This window comes from Nocardia aurantia, from assembly GCF_009604425.1.
Taxonomy (GTDB): Bacteria; Actinomycetota; Actinomycetes; order Mycobacteriales; family Mycobacteriaceae; genus Nocardia; species Nocardia aurantia.
Genome location: NZ_WEGI01000002.1, coordinates 454,695 through 475,248, shown reverse-complemented (window position 1 = coordinate 475,248; position 20,554 = coordinate 454,695). Strand labels below are relative to the sequence as shown.

Genomic DNA, 20,554 nt, shown 5'->3' with positions numbered 1-20,554 from the left:
CACTGACGAAGACCGACCAGGCCGAGGTGATCGAGCGGGAGGTGTCGAGACGTGTTTCTCGGTACCTACATGCCTCGCCTGGACGACAAAGGGCGACTGACGTTGCCTGCGAAGTTTCGCGACGAGCTGGCAGGAGGGTTGATGGTCACGAAGGGCCAGGACCACAGCCTTGCCGTGTACCCGAAGGACGAGTTCACCGCGCTGGCGCGGCGGGCCGCCGAGGCGTCGCGAAGCAATCCGCAGGCGCGGGCGTTCGTCCGGGCACTCGCGGCCTCCACGGACGAGCAGCGTCCGGATGCGCAGGGCCGGATCATGTTGTCGGCGGAACACCGTCGCTACGCGAACCTCTCGAAGGATTGCGTGGTGATCGGCTCGGTCGACTTCCTCGAGATTTGGGACAAACAGGCGTGGGAGTCCTACCTCGCTGAGCACGAGGAGGACTACTCGCAGGCCAGAGACGAGTCGCTGGGCGGAATCTTCTAGCCCCGCGCGAGGCGGGTGCCCTGCGGCCTCTGCCCGACGGCGGACCCTGACGTACTTCCCCAACGCCAGGTGCCGTCGCTCGGTCAGAGACCAGGGGGCATCGGTCACCGACGCGCGCACCATCGTGAGGCAGGATCCCGGGAGGTCGAGGTGAACCGTGAGAACACCAGCTCCCGCCATGTTCCGGTGCTGCTCCGCCGAGCCGATGAAATCCTCGGTCCCGCACTGGAATCCGGCGGCGCCCTGATCGATGCCACGCTCGGCCTGGGCGGGCACGCCGAGCATTTCCTGCGGACCTATCCGGAGATCCGGCTGATCGGCCTGGACCGCGACACCGAGGCACTGCGCCTCGCCGCGGACCGGCTGCACCCGTTCGCGGACCGGATCACCCTGGTGCACACCCGATACGACGGCATCCCCGCCGCGCTGGCGCAGGCCGGGCTGCCGGACCGGCGCTCGGTGCGCGCGGTCCTGATGGATCTCGGTGTGTCGTCGATGCAACTGGACGAGGCCGATCGTGGTTTCGCCTATTCGGTCGACGCGCCGCTGGACATGCGGATGGATCCCAGCACCGGCCCCACCGCCGCGGACGTGCTCAACACCTACACCCACGGCGATCTGGCCAGGGTGCTGAAGGTCTACGGCGAGGAGCGATTCGCCGGGCGGATCGCGTCCGAGGTCGTGAAGCGCCGGGACCGGCAGCCGTTCACCACCAGCGCGCAGTTGGTCGAACTGCTCTACGACGCGATCCCGGCGGCCACCCGCCGGACCGGTGGCCATCCGGCGAAGCGCACCTTCCAGGCGCTGCGCATCGAGGTCAACCGGGAGCTGGAATCCCTCGAGGCCGCCCTGCCGGCGGCCCTGGACGCACTGGAGATCGGCGGGCGGATCGTCGTCATGTCGTATCAGTCCCTGGAGGACAAGCTGGTCAAGCAGCTTTTCGCGCAGGAGTCCGCCTCACGGACCCCGGTCGATCTGCCGATGGAACTTCCCGGCATGGGCCCGGTGTTCCGGACGCTGACCCGAGGCGCGGAGAAAGCCACGCCGGACGAGATCGAGGAGAACCCGCGCGCCGCACCGGTCCGGATGCGCGCGGTGGAACGGATCGCGGACGGCACGGATCGGGGCGACAGTCATCCGAACAGGTCAGGGGAGGCGAGACGATGAGCGTGCGGACACGGGTGGACGCACCGAAGCGGCGAACTGCGGCATCGAAACAGACCGCGCAGCAGGCTTCGGGTCAATCAGCGCAGCAGGCACCGCATCCGGCGCTGCCGAAACCGGCGGGCAAGCCGGTGACCGGATTGCCGGCGATACCGGACCAGCCGCCGGTGGGCCCGCGGCGCGTGGCGGCCGACCGGGAGAAGTCCGGTGCGGCCGAACGGGCCTACGCCAAGCGGCAGAACCGCACGACGCGGCGGGAGAAACTGCCCCCGTTGCCCGCCCGGACCGGTTCGGTGATGTCGGGCCGGATCCCGTTCGTGACCGCGATCCTCGCCATGCTCGGCTGCGGCCTGGCCGCGACGCTGCTGCTGACCACCCGGGCCGCCGAGGACAGCTACCAGCTCGGTGACGCCCGCCGCACCAACCGCGAGCTCGCCGACGAGCAGGCGGCGCTGCAACGCGAGGTGGCCAAGGACGATTCGGCCCCCGCGCTGGCCGACCGCGCCCGCGAACTGGGCATGATCCCGGCCAAGGATCCGGTGCGCCTCGTGGTGGCGCCGGACGGCAGCGTCACCGTGATCGGCAAGGAGACCCCGCAGCAGGGTGGCCCGGTGCCGCCGCTGAACGTGTCGCCGACCGCGCCGACCGCGCCGCCGCCGAAACTGGCCCAGGCACAGGGCGAACGGGTCGTCCCGGTCAGCCCGCCGCGGGCGTCCACCAGCGTCCAGGCGGCCCCGACGGCGGGGGTGCCGGCGGCGCCCAACGCCGTCGCCTCGCCCGCCGCGCACGCGGTGGCCCCGCAGGCGGCGCAGGCGGTGCCCGGCCAGGTGATCCCGAACCAGCTGGTGACGGCGCCGGCAGCCGCCGGGGCCGTTCGATGAGTCCGGGCGGCCGGGCCCAGCAGCCCCGCGGCCGGGCTCCGGCTCGGGTGCCGCGGCCGGGCCGGCCGCGCAAGTCCACCTCCCGATCCGGAGCCGCAGCTGATTCCTCGCTGCGGCTCCGGTTCGGAGTGGGCCGCATCATCATGCTGATCGCACTGCTGATGGTCGCGGTGCAGCTGCTCTGGATCCAGACGGTGTCGGCGCCGAAGCTGTCGGCGGAGGCCGCCAGCCAGCGCATCGTCAACACTCCCGACTACGCGTTGCGCGGGCCGATCACGGATCGGTACGGCAAGTCGCTCGCGTTCACCATCACCACGAAATCGCTGACCTTCCAGCCGGTCACGGTCCGCAAACAGCTGGCCGCCGCGCACGCGAAGAATTCCAAGGCCCCCGAACCGGACCAGCGGCTGCAGGCGATCGCGAAGGGCATCCGGCAGCGGCTGGGCCCGGACGGCCCGTCGGAGAACGATCTGCTGGCGAAGATGCGCGGCGACGACACCTTCACCTATCTGGCCCGCAACGTCGACGCGCGCGTGGCGACCGAGATCACCGACCAGTTCTCGGAGGTGGGTGGCGACCGGCAGGACACCCGCATCTATCCCGGCGGATCACTGGCCGCGAACGTGCTCGGCGCCACCGGCTGGGACGGCCACGGGCAGATCGGCCTGGAGTCGTCGCTGGACGCGGTGCTGGCCGGCACCGACGGGTCGCACACCTACGACCAGGGTTCCGACGGCGCGATCATCCCCGGCAGCGAGCGCGATCGGCAGCCCGCGGTCAACGGCAACGGCGTGGAACTGACCCTCGACTCGGACCTGCAGTACTACGTGCAGCAGCAGATCCAGCAGGCCAAGGAGATGTCCGGCGCGCAGGACGCGTCGGCGGTCGTGCTCGACGCGCACACCGGGCAGGTGCTCGCGATGGCCAACGACAGCACGTTCAATCCGAGCCTGAACGCGCAGTACTGGGGTTCGACGAATATGGGCAACCCCGCGGTGACCGACGGTTTCGAACCCGGTTCGGTGAACAAGATCGTGACCGCGGCCGCCGCCATCGAGTACGGGCTCACTACCCCCGACGAGGTGTTCGAGGTGCCCGGCAGCATCGATATGGGCGGCGTCACCGTCGCCGACGCCTGGCAGCACGGGGTCACGCCGTTCACCACCACGGGCATCTTCGGCAAGTCGTCCAACGTCGGCACGCTGATGCTGGCGCAACGCGTCCGTGAGGACCGCTACGCCGACATGCTCAAGCGGTTCGGGCTCGGCCAGCGCACCGGGGTCGGCCTGCCCGGCGAGAGCGCCGGCATCGTGCCCGCGCGCGACCAGTGGTCCGGCTCCACCTTCGCCAACCTGCCCATCGGCCAGGGCCTTTCGATGACCCTGCTGCAGATGACCGGCATGTACCAGGCGATCGCCAACGACGGCGTGCGGGTGCCCCCGCGCATCGTGCGGGCGCGGGTCGGGCCGGACGGCACCCGCACCGAGGAACCGGCGCCGCCGGGCACCCGGGTGGTCGGCGTGGACACCGCGCGCACCCTGCGGCAGATGTTCGAGGCGGTGGTGCAACGCGATCCGATGGGATACCAGCAGGGCACCGGTCCGTCGGGAGCCGTGGAGGGCTATCAGATCGCCGGGAAGACCGGGACCGCGCAGCAGATCGATCAGCACTGCAAGTGCTACTCCAACGATCGGTACTGGATCACGTTCGCGGGCATCGCACCGGCCGACGAGCCGCGCTACGTGGTCGGCATCATGCTCGACGCGCCGATCCGCAGCTCCGACGGCAGCGGCGGTCAGTCGGCGGCGCCGCTGTTCCACAACATCGCCTCCTGGGTGTTGCAACGTGACCGCATCCCGCCCTCCACGGAACCGGTGAAACAGCTTGTCCTACAGGGCATGTAGCCTTCCCAGGGGTAGGGCCGCAGCGCGGCGGCACGGCGATTCGGCGGCCGCGTTGCCCGACCGTGATCGATCGTCGGTAACCTGACTCGTCGATCCGATTCCGTCCGTTGTGAGATAGCACCACCAGACCCTGCCCCGATCGAGAGGAGCCACGTGCCCGTGCCGCCCAGCCCGCCGGCGCTGCGCCCCGCCGTGCCGCCGTCGACGGCGTTGCGTGCGGTCGCGGACCTGGCCGCAGCCCGCTACAGCGGCGATCCGGACCGGCTCGCGCGGGTCGTCGTCACCGGGATCGAACAGCGCTCCCAGGCGGTGCGGCCGGGCGATCTGTTCGCCGGGCTCGCCGGGGCGCATGCGCACGGGGCCCGGTTCGCGCCCGACGCGATCGCCGCCGGCGCGGTGGCCGTCCTGACCGATCCGGCCGGCGCCGAACTGATCGGCGAGGTGGACGTTCCCGTGCTGGTGCACGACGATCCGCGCGCTGTCCTCGGCGGCCTGTCCGCCGCGATCTACGGGCATCCGTCGCGGCGGTTGCAGATCATCGGCATCACCGGCACCTCGGGCAAGACCACCACCTCGTACCTGGTGGAGGCGGGCCTGACCGCGGCCGGCGTGCGAACCGCGCTGATCGGCACCATCGAGACCCGCATCGACGGGCAGCGGGTGCCGAGCGCGCTGACCACTCCCGAAGCCCCGCAACTGCACGCCATGTTCGCGCTGATGGTCGAACGCGGGGTGCAGGCGGTGGTCATGGAGGTGTCCAGCCACGCACTGGTGCTGGGCCGGGTCGACGGGGTCGAGTTCGAGGTCGGCGCGTTCACGAATCTCTCGCAGGATCACCTGGACTTCCACGCCGATTTCGAGGACTACTTCGCCGCCAAGCGCCGGCTGTTCGAGCCCGAGTCGCCGACCGCCGCCCGCACCTGCGTGGTCTGCGTCGACGACGCCTGGGGCCGGCGGCTGGTCCGCGAGGTCGGCGGCCGCACCACGGTCGTGACGACGGCGACCCAGCCGCAGAGCCCCACCGGTGAGGCCGAACCCGACTGGACCCTGGTCGGCGCCACCACCGTGCGTGGCGGCGGCCAGGAGTTCACCATCGCCGGTCCCGGCGTGAAAACCGATGTGCGCCTTCGGCTCCCGGGTCACTACAACGTGGCGAACGCGCTGCTGGCGGTGGCCGTGTGCGCGACCGCGGGCATCGACGCCACGGTGGCCGCGGCGGCGCTGGCCGAGGTCGACGTGCCCGGCCGGATGCAGCGGGTCGACGCCGGCCAGGACTTCCTCGCCGTGGTCGACTACGCGCACAAGCCGGCCGCGGTGGAATCGGTGATCGCCACCCTGCGCGAGTACTCGAAGCAGACCGCCGGTCGGCTGGCCGTGGTGGTCGGCGCCGGCGGCGATCGCGACGCCGGCAAGCGCCCGCTGATGGGCGCGACCGCGGCCCGCGGCGCCGACCTGCTGATCATCACCGACGACAATCCGCGCAGCGAGGACCCGGCCGAGATCCGGGCCGCCGTGCGGGCCGGTGCGCTCGGGATCCCGGAATCCGAACGCGGCGAGGTGGCCGAGATCGGCGATCGCGCCGCGGCGATAACCGCCGCCGTCGACTGGGCCCGGCCCGGCGACATCGTGCTGGTGGCGGGCAAGGGCCATGAGACAGGGCAGGAGATCGCCGGGGTGAAGTATCCGTTCGACGACCGCGAGGTAGTGGCGGCGGCCCTGCATCGGAAGACGAAGGACCAGACAGCTTCATGATCGAAATGACTCTGCGGGAGGTCGCGGAGGTCGTCGGCGGGACACTGCACGACGTCCCCGATCCCGCGGTGACGGTAACCGGCGCGGTCGAATTCGACTCGCGCCGCATCACTCCCGGCGACCTGTTCCTGGCCCTGCCCGGCGAACACGTCGACGGGCACGATTTCGCGGCGGCCGCGGTGGCCGCCGGTGCGGTGGCCGTGCTGGCCGCCCGGCCGGTCGGGGTGCCGGCGATCGTCGTCGAGCCGTCGGCCGGGCAGTCCGGCCGCGCGCTGGCGCTCGCGCACGACGTCGGCGGGTCCGGCGCGGCGGTGCTGGCGGCGCTGGCCGCCTTGGCCCGCGCCAACGTCGACCGGCTGGTCGCGGCCGGCGGGCTGACCGTCGTCGGCGTCACCGGCTCGTCCGGTAAGACCTCGACGAAAGACCTACTGGCCCAGGTGCTCTCGCCGCTGGGCCCGGTGGTGGCCCCGCCCGGCTCCTTCAACAACGAACTCGGGCATCCGTGGACGGTGCTGCGCGCCGACGCCGATACCCGTTTCCTGGTGCTGGAACTGTCCGCGCGCGGGCACGGGCACATCAAGGCGCTCACCGAGATCGCGCCGCCGAGTATCGGGGTGGTGCTCAACGTCGGCACCGCGCACCTCGGCGAATTCGGCAGCCGCGCGGCCATCGCGCAGGCGAAGGGCGAACTGGTGGAAGCTCTTCCGCCGACCGGCGTCGCGGTGCTCAACGCCGACGACCCGAATGTGATCGCGATGTCGAGCCGGACCAGCGCCCGGGTGGTGTCCGTCGGGCAATCGACCGGCGCGGATGTGCGGGCCACCGACGTCCGGCTCGACGAGGCCGCCCGGGCCCGGTTCACGGTGCACGCCGGGGGATCGAGTGTCGAGGTGCGGCTGGGCGTGCACGGCGAACATCAGGTCGGCAACGCGCTGTCCGCCGCGGCGGTGGCGCTGGAATGCGGCGCCGACCTCGCGACCGTGGCCGCGGCGCTGTCCGAGGCACGGGCCGTCTCGGCCCATCGCATGGACGTGCGCACCCGCCCCGACGGCGTCACCGTCGTCAACGACGCCTACAACGCCAATCCGGATTCGGTCCGCGCGGCGCTGAAGGCCCTGGTGACCATGTCCCGCACCGGCGACACTCCGGCCGGGCAACCGCGCCGCAGCTGGGCCGTGCTCGGCGAGATGGCCGAACTCGGCGACGACGCCGTCCTCGAGCACGACCGGATCGGCCGCCTCGTGGTGCGGCTGGACGTCGACCGGCTGATCGTGGTCGGCACCGACCGCCCCGCCCGCGCCCTGCATCAGGGGGCGGTGCAGGAGGGTTCGTGGGGCGAGGAATCCGTGCTGGTCCCCGATATCGACGCGGCGCTCGAACTGCTCGACGCCGAGGTCGCCGCCGGTGACGTGGTCCTGGTCAAGGCGTCGAACTCCGCCGGATTGTGGGCGGTCGCGGAACACCTCGTCGCGGCCGGACCGGGCGCGTCGCAGTCGAGCACGCCGCGCGCGTCGCAGTCGAATTCGGAGGCCGCCCGATGAGGCAGATTCTGTTCGCCGCGGCGATCGCGCTGACGGTGTCGATCCTGTTGACGCCGTTGCTGATTCGCATGTTCGCGCGGCGCGGCTTCGGCCAGGAGATCCGGATCGACGGCCCGGAGAGCCACAAGGCCAAGCGCGGCACCCCCACCATGGGCGGCGTCGCGATCATGCTCGGCATGTGGGCCGGCTACCTCGGCTCGCACCTGATCGGCATCGGGTACCGGGCCGAGGGCCCGACCGCCTCCGGTCTGCTGGTGCTGGGACTGTCCACCGCGCTCGGCGCGGTCGGCTTCCTGGACGATTTCATCAAGCTGCGCAAACAGCGCAACCTGGGCCTGACCGCGGCCGGCAAGTACATCGGCCAGCTCGGTTCCGCCATCGTGTTCGGGGTGCTGGCGCTGCACAGCGTCGGCGCGGGCGGCCGGACCCCGGCCAGCCGGCACCTGTCCTACGTGCGCGACATCAACACGGTGTCGATGAGCGTGGTCGTGTTCCTGGCCTTCGTCTGCCTGGTCGTGGTGGCCTGGTCGAACGCGGTGAACCTCACCGACGGCCTGGACGGGCTCGCCGCCGGCTCGATGAGCCTGGTGCTGGGTTCCTATGTGGTGATCAGCTTCTGGCAGTACTACCACGCCTGCGAGGTCAAGGTGGAGCCCGGCTGCTACAACGTGCGCGACCCGCTGGACCTCGCCTTGGTCTGTGCCGCGGGCGCCGCGGCGTGTATCGGATTCCTGTGGTGGAACGCGGCTCCCGCCAAGATCTTCATGGGCGACACCGGCTCGCTGGCCCTCGGTGGCCTGCTGGCCGGGCTGTCCATCACCACCCGCACCGAACTGCTGATGGTGGTCATCGGCGCGCTGTACGTCGCCGAGGCGGCGTCGGTGGTGCTGCAGATCGTGGTGTTCAAGACCACGCGTAACCGGTTGTTCAAGATGGCGCCGTTCCACCACCACTTCGAACTGTCCAAATGGGCAGAGACTACGGTGATCATTCGGTTCTGGTTGCTGGCGGGTATCGCGGCGGCGGTCGGATTGGGCTTGTTCTACAGCGAATACCTCTCTCAGGTCGGGTAACAGGCGATGGTCGAACACACTCCGCGGGCTCTGCGCTCACCGGGCCCCATGCTCGAATTTCTGCGCGGCAGAGACGTTCTGGTGGCCGGTTGGGGCGTGTCCGGCCGGTCCCTGATCGAGCCGTTGCACGACATCGGCGCGCGCCCGGTGGTCACCGACGCCGGGGAGAAGGCGCTGGCCGAGGCCGCCGAGCTCGGCCTGGCGACCGCCCCCGGCGAGGAACTGGGCCTGCCCGGCGCGCTGGGCCGGTTCGCGCTGGTCATCACCAGTCCGGGCTGGCGGCCCGACTCGCCGGTGCTGGTCTCGGCCGTGACCGAGGGCATCCCGGTCTGGGGCGACGTCGAATTCGCCTGGTGGGTGGATCAGGCCCGGCTGTACGGGCCGGTGCGCAAATGGCTGGTCATCACCGGCACCAACGGCAAGACCACCACCACCCAGATGACGCACGCGATCCTGCGCGCCGCCGGCGTCCCCAGCGTCGCCTGCGGCAACATCGGGCTGCCGATCCTGGACGCGCTGCGGCGCACGCCGGGCCCGCAGGTGCTGGCGGTCGAGCTGTCCTCCTTCCAATTGCATTGGGCCCCTTCGGTGCGCCCGGAGGCGGGCGTGGTGCTCAACGTCGCCGAGGACCATCTGGACTGGCACGGCGGCCTCGACGCCTACGCCGCCGCCAAGGCGCGCGCGCTGACCGGCCGGGTCGGCGTCGTCGGCCTGGACGATCCGGTGGCCGGCGCGCTGGCCCGCAAGTCCCGGGCCCGCCGCACGGTCGGCTTCCGGATCGGCGTACCGGCCGACGGTGAGCTGGGCGTGGTCGACGGCAAACTGCTGGACCGGGCCTTCACCAAGGCCGCGATCCTCGCCGAGGTCGGCGACATCAGCCCGCCGGGCCCCGCCGGGGTCGCGGACGCGCTGGCCGCCGCCGCGCTGACCCGATCCATCGACGTGGCGCCGCAGTTCGTCAAGGAGGGGCTGCAGGAGCACAAGGTGGGCCCGCACCGGGCGGCGTTCGTCCGGGAGGTCGGCGGAGTCGAGTTCATCGACGACTCGAAAGCCACCAATCCGCACGCGGCCCGCTCGTCGATCCTGGCCCACCCGCAGGTGATCTGGCTCGCGGGCGGACAGCTCAAGGGCGCGCACGTCGAGGATCTGGTCGAGGAGGTGGCCGAGCGGCTCGTCGCGGCGGTCCTGTTCGGTCTCGACGCGCGCACGATCGCGGAGGCGATGTCGCGACACGCCCCCGATGTCCCGGTGGTGGTGCTCGATTCGGGCGACGATGCCGGTATGGGTGTGGACGCGGTGATGGCGCGCGCGGTGCGGATCGCCGCCGGCTACGCCGGACGCGGCGACACGGTGCTGCTCGCACCGGCCGCCGCCTCGCTGGACATGTTCACCGACTACACCCATCGCGGCCGCAGCTTCGTCGCGGCGGTGCAGGCGCTCGACGAGGGAGACATCGGGAGCCCGCGATGAGCGAGGCGGGCGCCGCGTCGACGGCTACCGGGCGCAAGGCCGCGGGTGCCACCTGGTTCGGCGCCTGGCTCGCCCGCCCGCTGGCCTCGTTCCACCTGATCGTCACCATCGCGACCCTGCTGACCCTGCTGGGCCTGGTGATGGTGCTCTCGGCATCCAGTGTCGAGGCGTACGCCGCCGACGGGTCGGCCTATTCGCTGTTCGTGCAGCAGGCGATGTTCGCGACGGTCGGCGCGGTGCTGTTCTATTTGGCGCTGCGGGTGCCGCTGTGGCGGTTGCGGCAGTTGTCGTTCCCGATGTTCGCGCTGTCGGTGCTGGCCCTGGTGCTGGTGCTGATCCCGGGAATCGGTTCCTCCGTACAGGGTTCGCGGCGCTGGTTCATGATCGGGCCGCTGTCGATCCAGCCGTCGGAGATCGTCAAGGTGACGCTCATCGTCTGGGGCGCGCATCTGCTGGTGGCGCGCCGCGCGCTGGTCGGGTCGCGCGCGACCTACAAGGACGTGATGGTGCCGCTGGTGCCCGCCGGTCTGCTGGTGTGCCTGCTGGTGGTGTTGCAGCCGAACCTCTCCACGACCATCGCGCTGGGCCTGATCCTGGCGGCGCTGCTGTGGTTCGGCGGCCTGCCGGTGCGGCTGTTCGTGACGATCTCGGTGTCGGGCCTGGTCGCCGCCGGCGTGCTGGCGCTGTCGGCCGGATATCGGTCCAATCGCATGCGCGCCTTCTTCAATCCCGGCGACGATCCGCAGGGCATCAACTATCAGGCGCGGCAGGCGTTGTTCTCCCTGGCCGACGGCGGCATCTGGGGCCGCGGGCTGGGTCAGAGCCGGGCCAAGTGGAGCTATCTGCCCAACGCGCACAACGACTTCATCTTCGCGATCATCGGCGAGGAGCTGGGCTTCCTGGGCTGCGCCCTGGTGCTCGGCCTGTTCGCCCTGTTCGTCTACACGGGCCTGCGGATCGCGAGCCGATCGGTCGATCCGTTCCTGCGCCTGCTCACCGCGACCGCGACCACCTGGATCACCGGTCAGGCTCTGATCAACATCGGGTACGTGGTCGGCCTGCTGCCGGTCACCGGCCTGCAGCTGCCGCTGGTCTCGGCGGGCGGCTCCTCGCTCGCGATCACCCTGCTGATGTTCGGCCTGATCGCCAACGCGGCCCGGCACGAGCCGGAGGCGGTGGTGGCGCTGCACGGCGGTCAGGACGGCCGGTTCAGCCGCCTGCTGCGGTTGCCGAAGCCGGAGCTGTACACCGCGCCGCGCCCGCGCGCGGCCGCGAAGGCCGCGCCGCAGAAGAAGACCCAGCCGGCCCCCCGAGGTGACTCGGCCAAGGGCCGGCGGAGCGGTTCGGGCCGGCCGGCCCGCCGCTCGGTGGATTCGGATTCCTCGCGCCGCGCGGGCAACCAGCCGCGCGGCAGCCGATCGTGGCGGTCCACCCGGGCCTGGGAACCGAGCTATCCGACGACACACGCACGAGACAGGGGCAAACCGAGGTGACGGAGTCGATGGCCGTGGAACGACCGTTGTCGGTGATCGTGGCCGGTGGCGGGACGGCGGGGCATATCGAGCCCGCCATGGCCGTCGCCGACGCGTTGCGGCGCCGGGATCCGGCGATCCGGATCACCGCGCTGGGCACCGAACGCGGTCTGGAGACCAGGCTGGTGCCCGAACGCGGTTATCCGCTGGAGCTGATCCCGCCGGTTCCGTTGCCGCGCAAGCCGACCGCCGACCTGCTGCGGCTGCCGGGCCGGGTCCGGGCGTCGGTGGCCCGCACCCGCGCGATCATCGACGCCGTGGACGCCGATGTGATCGTCGGCTTCGGCGGTTACGTGGCGCTGCCCGCCTACCTCGCGGCCGGGCGCGGCCTGCTGCGTAACCGGCGCCGGGTGCCGATCGTGGTGCACGAGGCGAACGCGAAGGCGGGCATCGCCAACAAGATCGGCGCGCGGCTGGCCACCCGGGTGCTGGCCGCGGTGCCGGGATCGGGGATACACGGCGGCAGGCGGCCCAAGGATGACGGCCGCGGGCGGCCCGGGGATGACGGCCGTGGGCGGTCGGCGGTCGGCGGCTCGGAGGCGGAGATCGTCGGGATCCCGGTACGGCAGTCCATCGCTACCCTGGACCGGTCGGCCCTGCGTGCCGAGGCCCGCGCGCACTTCGGCCTGCCCGCCGACGGCCCGGTGCTGCTGGTGTTCGGCGGTTCGCAGGGCGCCCGGTCGCTGAACGAGGCCGTCTCGGGCGCGGCCGCGCAGCTCACCGCGGCGGGGATCTCGGTCCTGCACGCGCACGGCCCCAAGAACACCCTCGATGTCTCGGGCGTGGACCCGGATTCCCCGGCGAAGTACGTCGCGGTCCCGTACCTGTCCCGGATGGATCTGGCCTACGCCGCATCGGACGCGGCGGTGTGCCGATCGGGTGCGATGACCGTCGCCGAGGTATCGGCGGTCGGGTTGCCCGCGTTCTACGTTCCGCTGCCGCACGGCAACGGTGAGCAGGAGCTCAACGCCCGCCCGATCGTGTCACTGGGCGGTGGCAGAATCGTTCCCGACGCGGAACTCACGCCGAAGTACGTGATCGACGAAGTGATCCCCGTGCTCAGCGACGCGACCCGGCTGTCCGATATGGCCGTGGCCGCCGCCGGTGCCGGGCATCGGGACGCCGCCGACGCGGTGGCACGAATCGTGGTGGAGGTGATCGGCCGATGACGGAAACGGACAAGACGATCGACGACAACCCGGGCGTACGCGGCGCCACCCCGGACCCGGGTGGCGACAACCCGGGCGTGCGTGGCAACACCCCGGACCCGAATGGCAACGACCTGGGCGTGCGCGGCGACGCCTCGGACCCGGATGGCAACGACCTGGGCGTACGCGGCGCCACCCCGGACCCGGGTGGCGACAGCCGGGGCGTACGCGGCGACACCTCGGGCGCAGGTGGCGACAGCCGGGGCTTGGGCGGCGATGCCTCGGGCACAGGTGGTGACGTCCGGGGCCTGCGCGGTGACGCGCCGGGCGCGGGTAGCGACGTCCGGGGCCCGCGCGGCGACGCCCCGGACGTAGGTGGCGACGTCCGGGGCCTGCGTGGCGACACCCTGGGCGCGTCCGGCTCGGCGCGGAGTGTGACCACCGATCGCCCGCGGGCCGCGGAGGAGACCGAGCTCCCCGAGTTGTTGCGCCGGGTGCACATGGTCGGCATCGGCGGGGCCGGCATGTCGGGTATTGCCCGCATCCTGCTGGCCCGCGGCGGTGCGGTGTCCGGTTCGGACGCCAAGGAGAGCCGCGGCGTGCTGGCGTTGCGGGCCCGGGGCGCCGCGGTGCGCATCGGGCACGACGCCAACGCGCTGGATCTGCTGCCCGGCGGCCCGACCGCGGTGGTCACCACCTACGCGGCCATCCCGAAGACGAATCCCGAACTGGTGGAGGCGAACCGGCGCGGTGTGCCGGTGCTGCTGCGGCCCACCGTGCTGGCCGACCTCATGCGCGGCCACCACACGCTGCTGGTGTCGGGCACCCACGGCAAGACCTCCACCACCTCGATGCTGGTGGTTTCGTTGCAGCACTGCGGTTTCGACCCGTCCTTCGCGGTCGGCGGGGAGCTGAACGAGGCGGGCACCAACGCGCACCACGGCACCGGCGGCATCTTCGTCGCCGAGGCCGACGAGTCGGACGGCTCACTGCTGCAGTACGAGCCGGATGTCGCGGTGGTCACCAACATCGAGTCCGACCATCTGGACTACTTCGGCACGCTGGAGGCATACGTCCAGGTCTTCGACGATTTCGTGGCGCGGCTGCGGCCGGGTGGGCTGCTGGTGGTGTGCCTGGACGATCCGGGCGCCCGCGCGCTGGCCGAACGGGTCACCGCGCGCGACGATCTCGACATCCGGGTGCTCGGCTACGGCTCCGGCGAGCTCGCCGACGCGCCGGTGCCGGTGGGCGTCCGGCTGCTGAACTGGGAGCCGCGCGATGTCGGCGGCCTGGCCACCGTGCGACTGGCCGACGAATCCGCCCCGCGCACCCTGCGATTGTCGGTGCCGGGCCGGCACATGGCGCTCAACGCGCTCGGCGCGCTGCTGGCCGCCCGCGACGCGGGCGCCGAACTCGCCGAGGTACTCCAGGGGCTACAGGGTTTCGGCGGCGTGCACCGGCGGTTCCAGTTCGTCGGCCGGGAGAACGGCGTGCGGGTCTTCGACGACTACGCCCATCATCCGACCGAGGTGCGCGCGGTGCTCGGCGCCGCCGCGGAACTCGTCCGGCAGGAGGCCGCCGACGGCGCGCGGTCCCGGCCGGGCCGGGTGATCGTCGTGTTCCAGCCCCATTTGTACAGTCGCACGGCGACATTCGCGGCCGACTTCGGCGCCGCCCTGGATCTGGCCGACGAGGTCGTGGTGCTGGACGTGTACGGCGCCCGCGAGGAACCACTGCCCGGGGTCAGTGGCGCGCTGGTCGCCCAGTCGGTCACGAGACCCGTGCACTACCAACCCGATATGTCGCGGGTGGGCAGGCAGGTGGCGAACCTGGCCCGGCCCGGCGATGTGGTGATCACCATGGGCGCGGGCGATGTCACCATGCTCGGCAGCCAGATCCTCGACGGTCTGCGGGTGCGCCCGTCCGGTCGATGACCGGCGGAATCGACGATCCGGACAGCGAGCCGGCCGCCGGATCCGGGCGCGCCGCAACGGCATCGGCGAGCCGGGGCGCCCGGGCGGCATCCCGGTCCGCGGCGGACACCCTCGAGTTCGAGGCGTCCGATCCCGACGGTCCGCACGGCCCGGGGGGCGCCGCCGCGCAGTGGCGCGGATTCGCCGGCTCGCCGGCGGGCCGGCTGGCCGTGCGGGTGCTGCCGGTACTCGGCGTGCTGGTCCTGGTGGCCGGGATCGCCTGGTTCTCCCCGGCGCTGGCGGTGCGGACCCTCCGGATCGAGGGCCTGTCGGCGTTGTCCGAGCAGCAGGTTCGCGCGGCCCTGGCGGTGCCCTCGGGCCGATCCATGCTGCGCATCGATACCGATGCGATGGCCGCGCGGGTGGCGGCCCTGCCGCGGGTGCGCACGGCGCGGGTGCAGCGGGTGTTCCCGTCGACGGTCCGGGTGACCGTCGACGAGCGAATGCCCGCGCTGTACTTCGACGGTCCGGACGGGTCGCACCTGATCGACAGCGACAGCGTCGAATTCGCCATCGAGCAGGCGCCGGCCACGCTGCCCAAGCTCACCACCGATCATCCCGGCGGTAGCGATCCGGTTACCAGGGCGGCGGTCGAGGTGCTCGACGCCACCCCGCCGGAGTTGCGGGAGCAGGTGGGAGAGGTTGTCGCGCGGTCGGTTTCGGACGTGGCGCTCACCCTGCGGGACGGCCGCATCGTGTTGTGGGGCGGCCCCGGCGATTCCGCGCGCAAGGCGGCGGTAGTGCTGCCGATCCTGTCCCGGCCCGGCACGCTGTTCGATGTGTCCAGCCCGGATCTGGTCACGGTAAGGTAGTGACAACCGTTGCGCCTTCGGAGTTTTCGATGAGGACCCCGATCCCGCGCGGGCGCCCCGAGGCCGATTCACCGTGCCGTGAACGGCCGTTCGCGATACGATGCGGGGCGGGCTCTGACGAGATATGAATCGCACAAGATTCTGACCTCGTCTCGGCGCGCCTGCGCGCGGATTGCGACCGGTGCGAATAGCGTTCCGCACCAGTCACATACTTGACATAACGCTAACCCTATGGTTGAGGTTTAGGGTTTGCCCGGGGGGCTACCCCCGGTGGACCAGCCGAGTCGTCCAAGTGGTCGGCGCTGTGCCGAGCATCCAAAACGACAGGCTTGAGATCGAAGGAAGGCGAGAGCCCATGACGCCCCCGCACAACTACCTTGCTGTGATCAAGGTCGTCGGTATCGGCGGCGGCGGCGTGAACGCCGTCAACCGGATGATCGAGCAGGGACTCAAGGGAGTCGAGTTCATCGCGGTCAACACGGACGCGCAGGCGCTGCTCATGAGTGACGCCGATGTCAAGCTCGACGTGGGGCGCGAGCTCACTCGCGGCCTCGGCGCCGGCGCCGACCCGGAGGTCGGGCGCAAGGCCGCCGAGGACCACAAGGACGAGATCGAAGAGGTGCTCAAGGGCGCCGACATGGTCTTCGTCACCGCCGGTGAGGGCGGTGGCACCGGTACCGGTGGCGCGCCCGTGGTGGCCAGCATCGCCCGTAAGCTGGGCGCGCTGACCATCGGCGTGGTCACCCGCCCGTTCTCGTTCGAGGGCAAGCGCCGCAGCAACCAGGCCGAGGCCGGTATCCAGGCGCTGCGCGAGTCCTGCGACACGCTCATCGTCATCCCGAACGATCGGCTGCTACAGCTCGGCGACGCCCAGGTCAGCCTGATGGACGCGTTCCGTTCCGCCGACGAGGTGCTGCTCAACGGTGTTCAGGGCATCACCGACCTGATCACCACCCCCGGCCTGATCAACGTCGACTTCGCCGACGTCAAGAGCGTCATGTCCGGCGCCGGCTCGGCCCTCATGGGTATCGGCTCCTCGCGCGGCGACGGCCGGGCGGTGAAAGCGGCCGAGGCGGCGATCAATTCGCCGCTGCTCGAGGCGTCCATGGACGGCGCCCACGGCGTGCTGCTGTCCATCGCGGGCGGTTCGGATCTCGGCCTGTTCGAGATCAACGAGGCCGCCTCGCTGGTGCAGGAGGCCGCGCACATCGAGGCGAACATCATCTTCGGTACCGTCATCGACGATTCGCTCGGCGACGAGGTGCGGGTCACGGTGATCGCGGCCGGCTTCGACGGTTCCGGCCCGTCCCGCCGCGTCGAGACCGTCACGCGCAGCACCTTCACCGCCGGCCGGTCCGGTGAGGTCGGCCAGAGTCAGCAGCGCGGCAGCGAATCCGCCGCCCCGGCCCCCGCTCCGGCGGTGGCCCCGGCGGCCGCGCCGCCGCAGGCGGTCACCCGCGGTCCGGCCCCCTCCTACGAAACCCCGCGTCCGGGTGCGGATCCCACGGTCGCGCAGAATCCGCGCTCGCACATCCAGCCGCCGGACGAGGATTCCGACGACGACGTCGACGTCCCCTCCTTCATGCGGCGCTGAGCCGACCCGAAGCACGCCCGCGCGGCCGGTCCGCGCGGGCGTATTCATGTGTGGCCGACCGGGATTCACCTCCCTCGGCCCGCGCGGCCGCACGACTTCCCGGAAAGGTGTGCGACGTCACTCTCGGCGGGTGCGGTGCTGTGTGCTTGCTGGTACACAGTGGGTATGTCCCAGTCGACAGCAGATCACGATGGCACCGGGGTGCTTCCCCGCCGTACGTCCCGCCGAGCGCCCCTCGGAGGGGACCTGTGACCAGATCCGGAGGCGTCGACGTGCACGACCGATCGGGCGAGCGTGCGGACCGGCAGGTCCGCACCCGCCGGGTGACCACCACGCGGGCGGGCGGGTTCTCGCGGGCCCCGTACGACTCGTTCAATCTCGGTGATCACGTCGGCGACGACCCGGAGGCCGTACGGCGCAATCGGATCCGGCTGGCCGAGGGCATCGGCCTCGCGCCGGACCGCCTGGTCTGGATGGAGCAGGTCCACGGCCGCAACGTGGAGATCGTGGACGGCCCCCGGCCGGAGGCCGTACCCGTCACCGACGCGCTGGTGACCACGACGCCGGACCTGGCGCTGGTGGTGCTGAGTGCCGACTGCGTCCCGCTGCTGCTGTCCGACGACGAGGCCGGCGTGATCGCGGCCGTGCACGCGGGCCGGGTGGGCGCGCGGATCGGCATCGTGCCGCGGGTGCTGGAGGCGATGCGGTCGGTCGGCGCGAAACCGGAGCGGATCGGCGCTTTCCTGGGCCCGGCGGCGAGCGGGCGGCAGTACGAGGTACCCGCCGCGATGCGCGCCGATGTCGAGGAGCATCTGCCCGGTAGCGCCACCACCACGGCGAAGGGCACCCCCGGCCTGGATCTGCGGGCGGGTATCCACCGGCAGCTGACGGAGGCCGGCGTCGGCGCGATCGCGATCGACCCGCGCTGCACCATCGAGGACCGGACGCTGTTCAGTCATCGCCGTTCCGCGCCGACCGGCCGGATCGCCGGAGTCGTCTGGATGGAGTACGTCACGCCGGGGGAGCCCGCGCTATGACCACCGGATCCGGTCCCGCGGCCGCCCGGGGGCCGGTGGCCGCCGCTCCCGCGGCGGACCGTACCGCCGAGCTCACCGCGGCTCTGACCGGCCTGCTGGACCGGATCGCGGCGGCCTGCCGGGCCGCCGGACGCGATGCCGCGAGCGTGCAATTACTTCCTGTCACGAAATTCTTTCCGGCCTCGGATATCGAAATCCTCTATCACCTGGGCCGCCGGGAATTCGGCGAATCGCGCGAACAGGAGGCGGCCGCCAAAGCGGACCGACTGAGCGGTCTCTCACCGATCCGCTGGCACATGATCGGCAGTGTGCAGCGCAACAAGGCGAAATCGGTCGCGCGCTGGGCGGCAGCGGTGCATTCCGTGGACAGCGAACGGCTGGCAATCGCCCTCGACCAGGGCGTTTCCGCTGCCCGTGACGCAGGTCACCGGGACGGTCCGCTGCGGGTGTTGCTGCAAGTGAGCCTGAACCGCGATCCGGGCCGGGGCGGCGTCGCGCCGGCCGATCTGGCCGCCCTCGCCGACCTGGTCGAGGGCGCCGAAAACCTGCAGCTGGCAGGCCTGATGGCGATTCCGCCGCTGGATACCGACCCCGAGCCGGAGTTCGCGCGGCTCGCCGGAATCCACGCGCGGCTACTGGATGCTCATCCCGGAGCGACCGAGTTGTCGGCCGGGATGAGCGGAGATTTGGAGGTCGCGATAGACCACGGCTCGACCTGCGTGCGTGTCGGTACTGCCCTCATGGGCAGTCGACCGATAACCTCGCAGTAGCAAACAACCTCATCAGTCACATTCGAAACATATGCTGGGACTGGCGAGTATTGCGCAGGACTTCAACACCCCAGGCAGCCGGGGGCCGGAGGAAGGTCGACCAGGATGAGCACGCTGCACAGGTTCAAGGCGTACTTCGGCATGGTTCCGCTCGAGGAATACGAAGACGATTACGTCGACGACCGCGCACCGCGTACCGTCGACGAGCGTGGTCCGCGCAGTGCCGACGATCGTGGGCCGCGGCGGGTGGACGACCGTGCGCCGCACCGCGTGGACGACCGTGGGCCGCACCGCGGCCGTGAGTACGGCGAGCCCCGGTACGAGGGCGCGGGCCGGCCCGGCCGCTACGCGGACGAGTCCGGCTACCCCGAATCCGCCTACCAGGACTCGTATCAGCCCGGCTACACCGGCGCCCGACGCGAGTTCGGCGACGATCCGTACCCGAGCGACCGGTACGACCCGGCCCGGCGCCCCGCGCGGATCGAGGCGGTGCCGGCCGCGCGCCCGAGCCGGCCGGTCGATCGGCCGGGTGGCAGCGCGCCGGTGGTGCGCGGCACCACGCACGGCGCCCTGGCGGTCGATCCCGAGGCCGAGCGCCGGTTGGAAGAACGGCGACTGGAGGAGCGCGCCCGCTACGAGCCGACGCCGCGCCGCACTCCCGCGTTCGCCGAGGAGGGTGGGCCCTTGTCCAAGATCACGACCCTGCGTCCGCGTACGTACGCCGAGGCCGCCATCATCGGTGAGCGCTTCCGCGACGGTACCCCGGTGATCATGGACCTGGTGGAGATGTCCAACGCCGACGCCCGGCGCCTGGTCGACTTCGCCGCGGGTCTGGCGTTCGCGCTGCGCGGCTCCTTCGACAAGGTGGCCACGAAGGTGTTCCTCCTCTCACCGGCGGATGTCGACGTATCGGCCGAGGAGCGCCGCCGCATCGCCGAGACCGGGTTCTACAACCAGAAGTAATTCACAGGTCGGACACAACCCCCGGGGCCACCAGGACCCGGGGGCTCACCTGCGCCGACGGGCCCGGCGGCGCCCCGGCGCGCCGCCGTGGCGCGCCCGGTCGCGGCGCGGGGAGTTTGCAGGACACCGATTCTGAGGCAGAGTGGACCCGTGGCCCTGTTCCTGGTGCTGTACTACGTACTCTTCTTCTTCTGGCTGCTGCTGATCGGCCGAATCGTCGTCGAGTTCATCCGTAGCTTCGCGCGCGACTGGCATCCGCGCGGCGTCGTGGTGGTCGTGCTCGAGGTCGTCTTCTCGATCACGGACCCTCCGGTGAAACTCCTGAGGCGGTTGATACCGCCAGTCAACTTGGGAGGAATTCGCCTGGATCTCTCGATTATGGTCCTGATATTCATTGTCTTCATCCTCATGTCGATCACCAGCAGGCTCGGGCAGCCGGTAGCCCCGGTGTGACAGA

The 20,554-nt window shown here is 71.3% G+C and carries 17 protein-coding genes; all 17 read left to right on the top strand.

The genetic code is table 11. The annotated features are described in order from the left end of the window. Positions 1–51 precede the first annotated feature (51 nt). The 17 genes from mraZ (at position 52) to NRB56_RS05500 (ending at position 20,550) form a co-directional block, all read left to right on the top strand. Positions 52–483 carry a division/cell wall cluster transcriptional repressor MraZ gene (gene mraZ / locus NRB56_RS05580; protein ID WP_225053231.1) on the top strand — a complete coding sequence of 144 codons (432 nt, stop codon included), beginning with the start codon at positions 52–54 and terminating at the stop codon, positions 481–483. Between the two features lie 150 nt (positions 484–633). Continuing rightward, entirely contained in the window at positions 634–1,650 is a 1,017-nt protein-coding gene (gene rsmH / locus NRB56_RS05575; RefSeq protein WP_319942592.1) for a 16S rRNA (cytosine(1402)-N(4))-methyltransferase RsmH, read from the top strand. After that, positions 1,647–2,528, top strand: a complete 882-nt coding sequence (locus NRB56_RS05570) for a hypothetical protein (protein ID WP_153339377.1) — start codon at positions 1,647–1,649, stop codon at positions 2,526–2,528. The genes rsmH and NRB56_RS05570 overlap by 4 nt, the downstream gene beginning before the upstream one ends. Further along, positions 2,525–4,432, top strand: a complete 1,908-nt coding sequence (locus NRB56_RS05565) for a peptidoglycan D,D-transpeptidase FtsI family protein (protein ID WP_194290731.1) — start codon at positions 2,525–2,527, stop codon at positions 4,430–4,432. The genes NRB56_RS05570 and NRB56_RS05565 overlap by 4 nt, the downstream gene beginning before the upstream one ends. 153 nt (positions 4,433–4,585) lie before the next feature. Beyond that, positions 4,586–6,184, top strand: coding sequence for a UDP-N-acetylmuramoyl-L-alanyl-D-glutamate--2,6-diaminopimelate ligase (locus tag NRB56_RS05560; RefSeq protein WP_406603436.1), 1,599 nt, complete (start codon positions 4,586–4,588; stop codon positions 6,182–6,184). Beyond that, entirely contained in the window at positions 6,181–7,725 is a 1,545-nt protein-coding gene (locus NRB56_RS05555; protein ID WP_153339375.1) for a UDP-N-acetylmuramoyl-tripeptide--D-alanyl-D-alanine ligase, read from the top strand. The genes NRB56_RS05560 and NRB56_RS05555 overlap by 4 nt, the downstream gene beginning before the upstream one ends. Beyond that, positions 7,722–8,798, top strand: coding sequence for a phospho-N-acetylmuramoyl-pentapeptide-transferase (mraY, locus tag NRB56_RS05550; RefSeq protein ID WP_153339374.1), 1,077 nt, complete (start codon positions 7,722–7,724; stop codon positions 8,796–8,798). Before NRB56_RS05555 ends, mraY begins: the two co-directional genes overlap by 4 nt. Before the next feature lie 48 nt (positions 8,799–8,846). Further along, positions 8,847–10,268 (top strand): UDP-N-acetylmuramoyl-L-alanine--D-glutamate ligase, encoded by a 1,422-nt coding sequence (gene murD, locus NRB56_RS05545; protein ID WP_153339603.1) that lies wholly within the window; start codon positions 8,847–8,849, stop codon positions 10,266–10,268. Continuing rightward, positions 10,265–11,761, top strand: a complete 1,497-nt coding sequence (gene ftsW, locus NRB56_RS05540; protein ID WP_153339373.1) for a putative lipid II flippase FtsW — start codon at positions 10,265–10,267, stop codon at positions 11,759–11,761. The genes murD and ftsW overlap by 4 nt, the downstream gene beginning before the upstream one ends. A gap of 8 nt (positions 11,762–11,769) precedes the next feature. Next, entirely contained in the window at positions 11,770–12,969 is a 1,200-nt protein-coding gene (locus NRB56_RS05535) for a UDP-N-acetylglucosamine--N-acetylmuramyl-(pentapeptide) pyrophosphoryl-undecaprenol N-acetylglucosamine transferase (protein ID WP_153339372.1), read from the top strand. A 479-nt stretch (positions 12,970–13,448) separates the two neighbouring features. Beyond that, complete coding sequence (murC, locus tag NRB56_RS05530) at positions 13,449–14,882, top strand: UDP-N-acetylmuramate--L-alanine ligase (RefSeq protein ID WP_227837290.1); 1,434 nt, start codon at positions 13,449–13,451, stop codon at positions 14,880–14,882. Beyond that, positions 14,879–15,733 (top strand): cell division protein FtsQ/DivIB, encoded by an 855-nt coding sequence (locus NRB56_RS05525; RefSeq protein ID WP_153339371.1) that lies wholly within the window; start codon positions 14,879–14,881, stop codon positions 15,731–15,733. Before murC ends, NRB56_RS05525 begins: the two co-directional genes overlap by 4 nt. Before the next feature lie 355 nt (positions 15,734–16,088). Next, a complete protein-coding gene (ftsZ, locus tag NRB56_RS05520) occupies positions 16,089–17,327 on the top strand; it encodes a cell division protein FtsZ (RefSeq protein ID WP_153339370.1) in 1,239 nt (412 codons plus the stop codon). 272 nt (positions 17,328–17,599) lie between these two features. Then, positions 17,600–18,364, top strand: a complete 765-nt coding sequence (pgeF, locus tag NRB56_RS05515; RefSeq protein ID WP_319942649.1) for a peptidoglycan editing factor PgeF — start codon at positions 17,600–17,602, stop codon at positions 18,362–18,364. Beyond that, positions 18,361–19,134 carry a YggS family pyridoxal phosphate-dependent enzyme gene (locus NRB56_RS05510; RefSeq protein ID WP_153339369.1) on the top strand — a complete coding sequence of 258 codons (774 nt, stop codon included), beginning with the start codon at positions 18,361–18,363 and terminating at the stop codon, positions 19,132–19,134. The genes pgeF and NRB56_RS05510 overlap by 4 nt, the downstream gene beginning before the upstream one ends. A 105-nt stretch (positions 19,135–19,239) precedes the next feature. Further along, positions 19,240–20,097, top strand: coding sequence for a cell division protein SepF (locus NRB56_RS05505; RefSeq protein ID WP_153339368.1), 858 nt, complete (start codon positions 19,240–19,242; stop codon positions 20,095–20,097). Positions 20,098–20,247: 150 nt separating this feature from the next. Then, positions 20,248–20,550, top strand: coding sequence for a YggT family protein (locus tag NRB56_RS05500; RefSeq protein WP_319942591.1), 303 nt, complete (start codon positions 20,248–20,250; stop codon positions 20,548–20,550). Positions 20,551–20,554 lie beyond the last annotated feature (4 nt).

Excerpts from the sequence above, each read along its gene's own strand:
- NRB56_RS05570 (WP_153339377.1), top strand. The coding sequence starts at position 1,647 with ATGAGCGTGCGGACACGGGTGGACGCACCGAAGCGGCGAACTGCGGCA.
- NRB56_RS05565 (WP_194290731.1), top strand. The coding sequence starts at position 2,525 with ATGAGTCCGGGCGGCCGGGCCCAGCAGCCCCGCGGCCGGGCTCCGGCT.
- NRB56_RS05555 (WP_153339375.1), top strand. The coding sequence starts at position 6,181 with ATGATCGAAATGACTCTGCGGGAGGTCGCGGAGGTCGTCGGCGGGACA.
- mraY (WP_153339374.1), top strand. The coding sequence starts at position 7,722 with ATGAGGCAGATTCTGTTCGCCGCGGCGATCGCGCTGACGGTGTCGATC.
- murD (WP_153339603.1), top strand. The coding sequence starts at position 8,847 with ATGCTCGAATTTCTGCGCGGCAGAGACGTTCTGGTGGCCGGTTGGGGC.
- ftsW (WP_153339373.1), top strand. The coding sequence starts at position 10,265 with ATGAGCGAGGCGGGCGCCGCGTCGACGGCTACCGGGCGCAAGGCCGCG.
- NRB56_RS05535 (WP_153339372.1), top strand. The coding sequence starts at position 11,770 with ATGGCCGTGGAACGACCGTTGTCGGTGATCGTGGCCGGTGGCGGGACG.
- murC (WP_227837290.1), top strand. The coding sequence starts at position 13,449 with ATGGTCGGCATCGGCGGGGCCGGCATGTCGGGTATTGCCCGCATCCTG.
- NRB56_RS05525 (WP_153339371.1), top strand. The coding sequence starts at position 14,879 with ATGACCGGCGGAATCGACGATCCGGACAGCGAGCCGGCCGCCGGATCC.
- ftsZ (WP_153339370.1), top strand. The coding sequence starts at position 16,089 with ATGACGCCCCCGCACAACTACCTTGCTGTGATCAAGGTCGTCGGTATC.
- NRB56_RS05510 (WP_153339369.1), top strand. The coding sequence starts at position 18,361 with ATGACCACCGGATCCGGTCCCGCGGCCGCCCGGGGGCCGGTGGCCGCC.
- NRB56_RS05505 (WP_153339368.1), top strand. The coding sequence starts at position 19,240 with ATGAGCACGCTGCACAGGTTCAAGGCGTACTTCGGCATGGTTCCGCTC.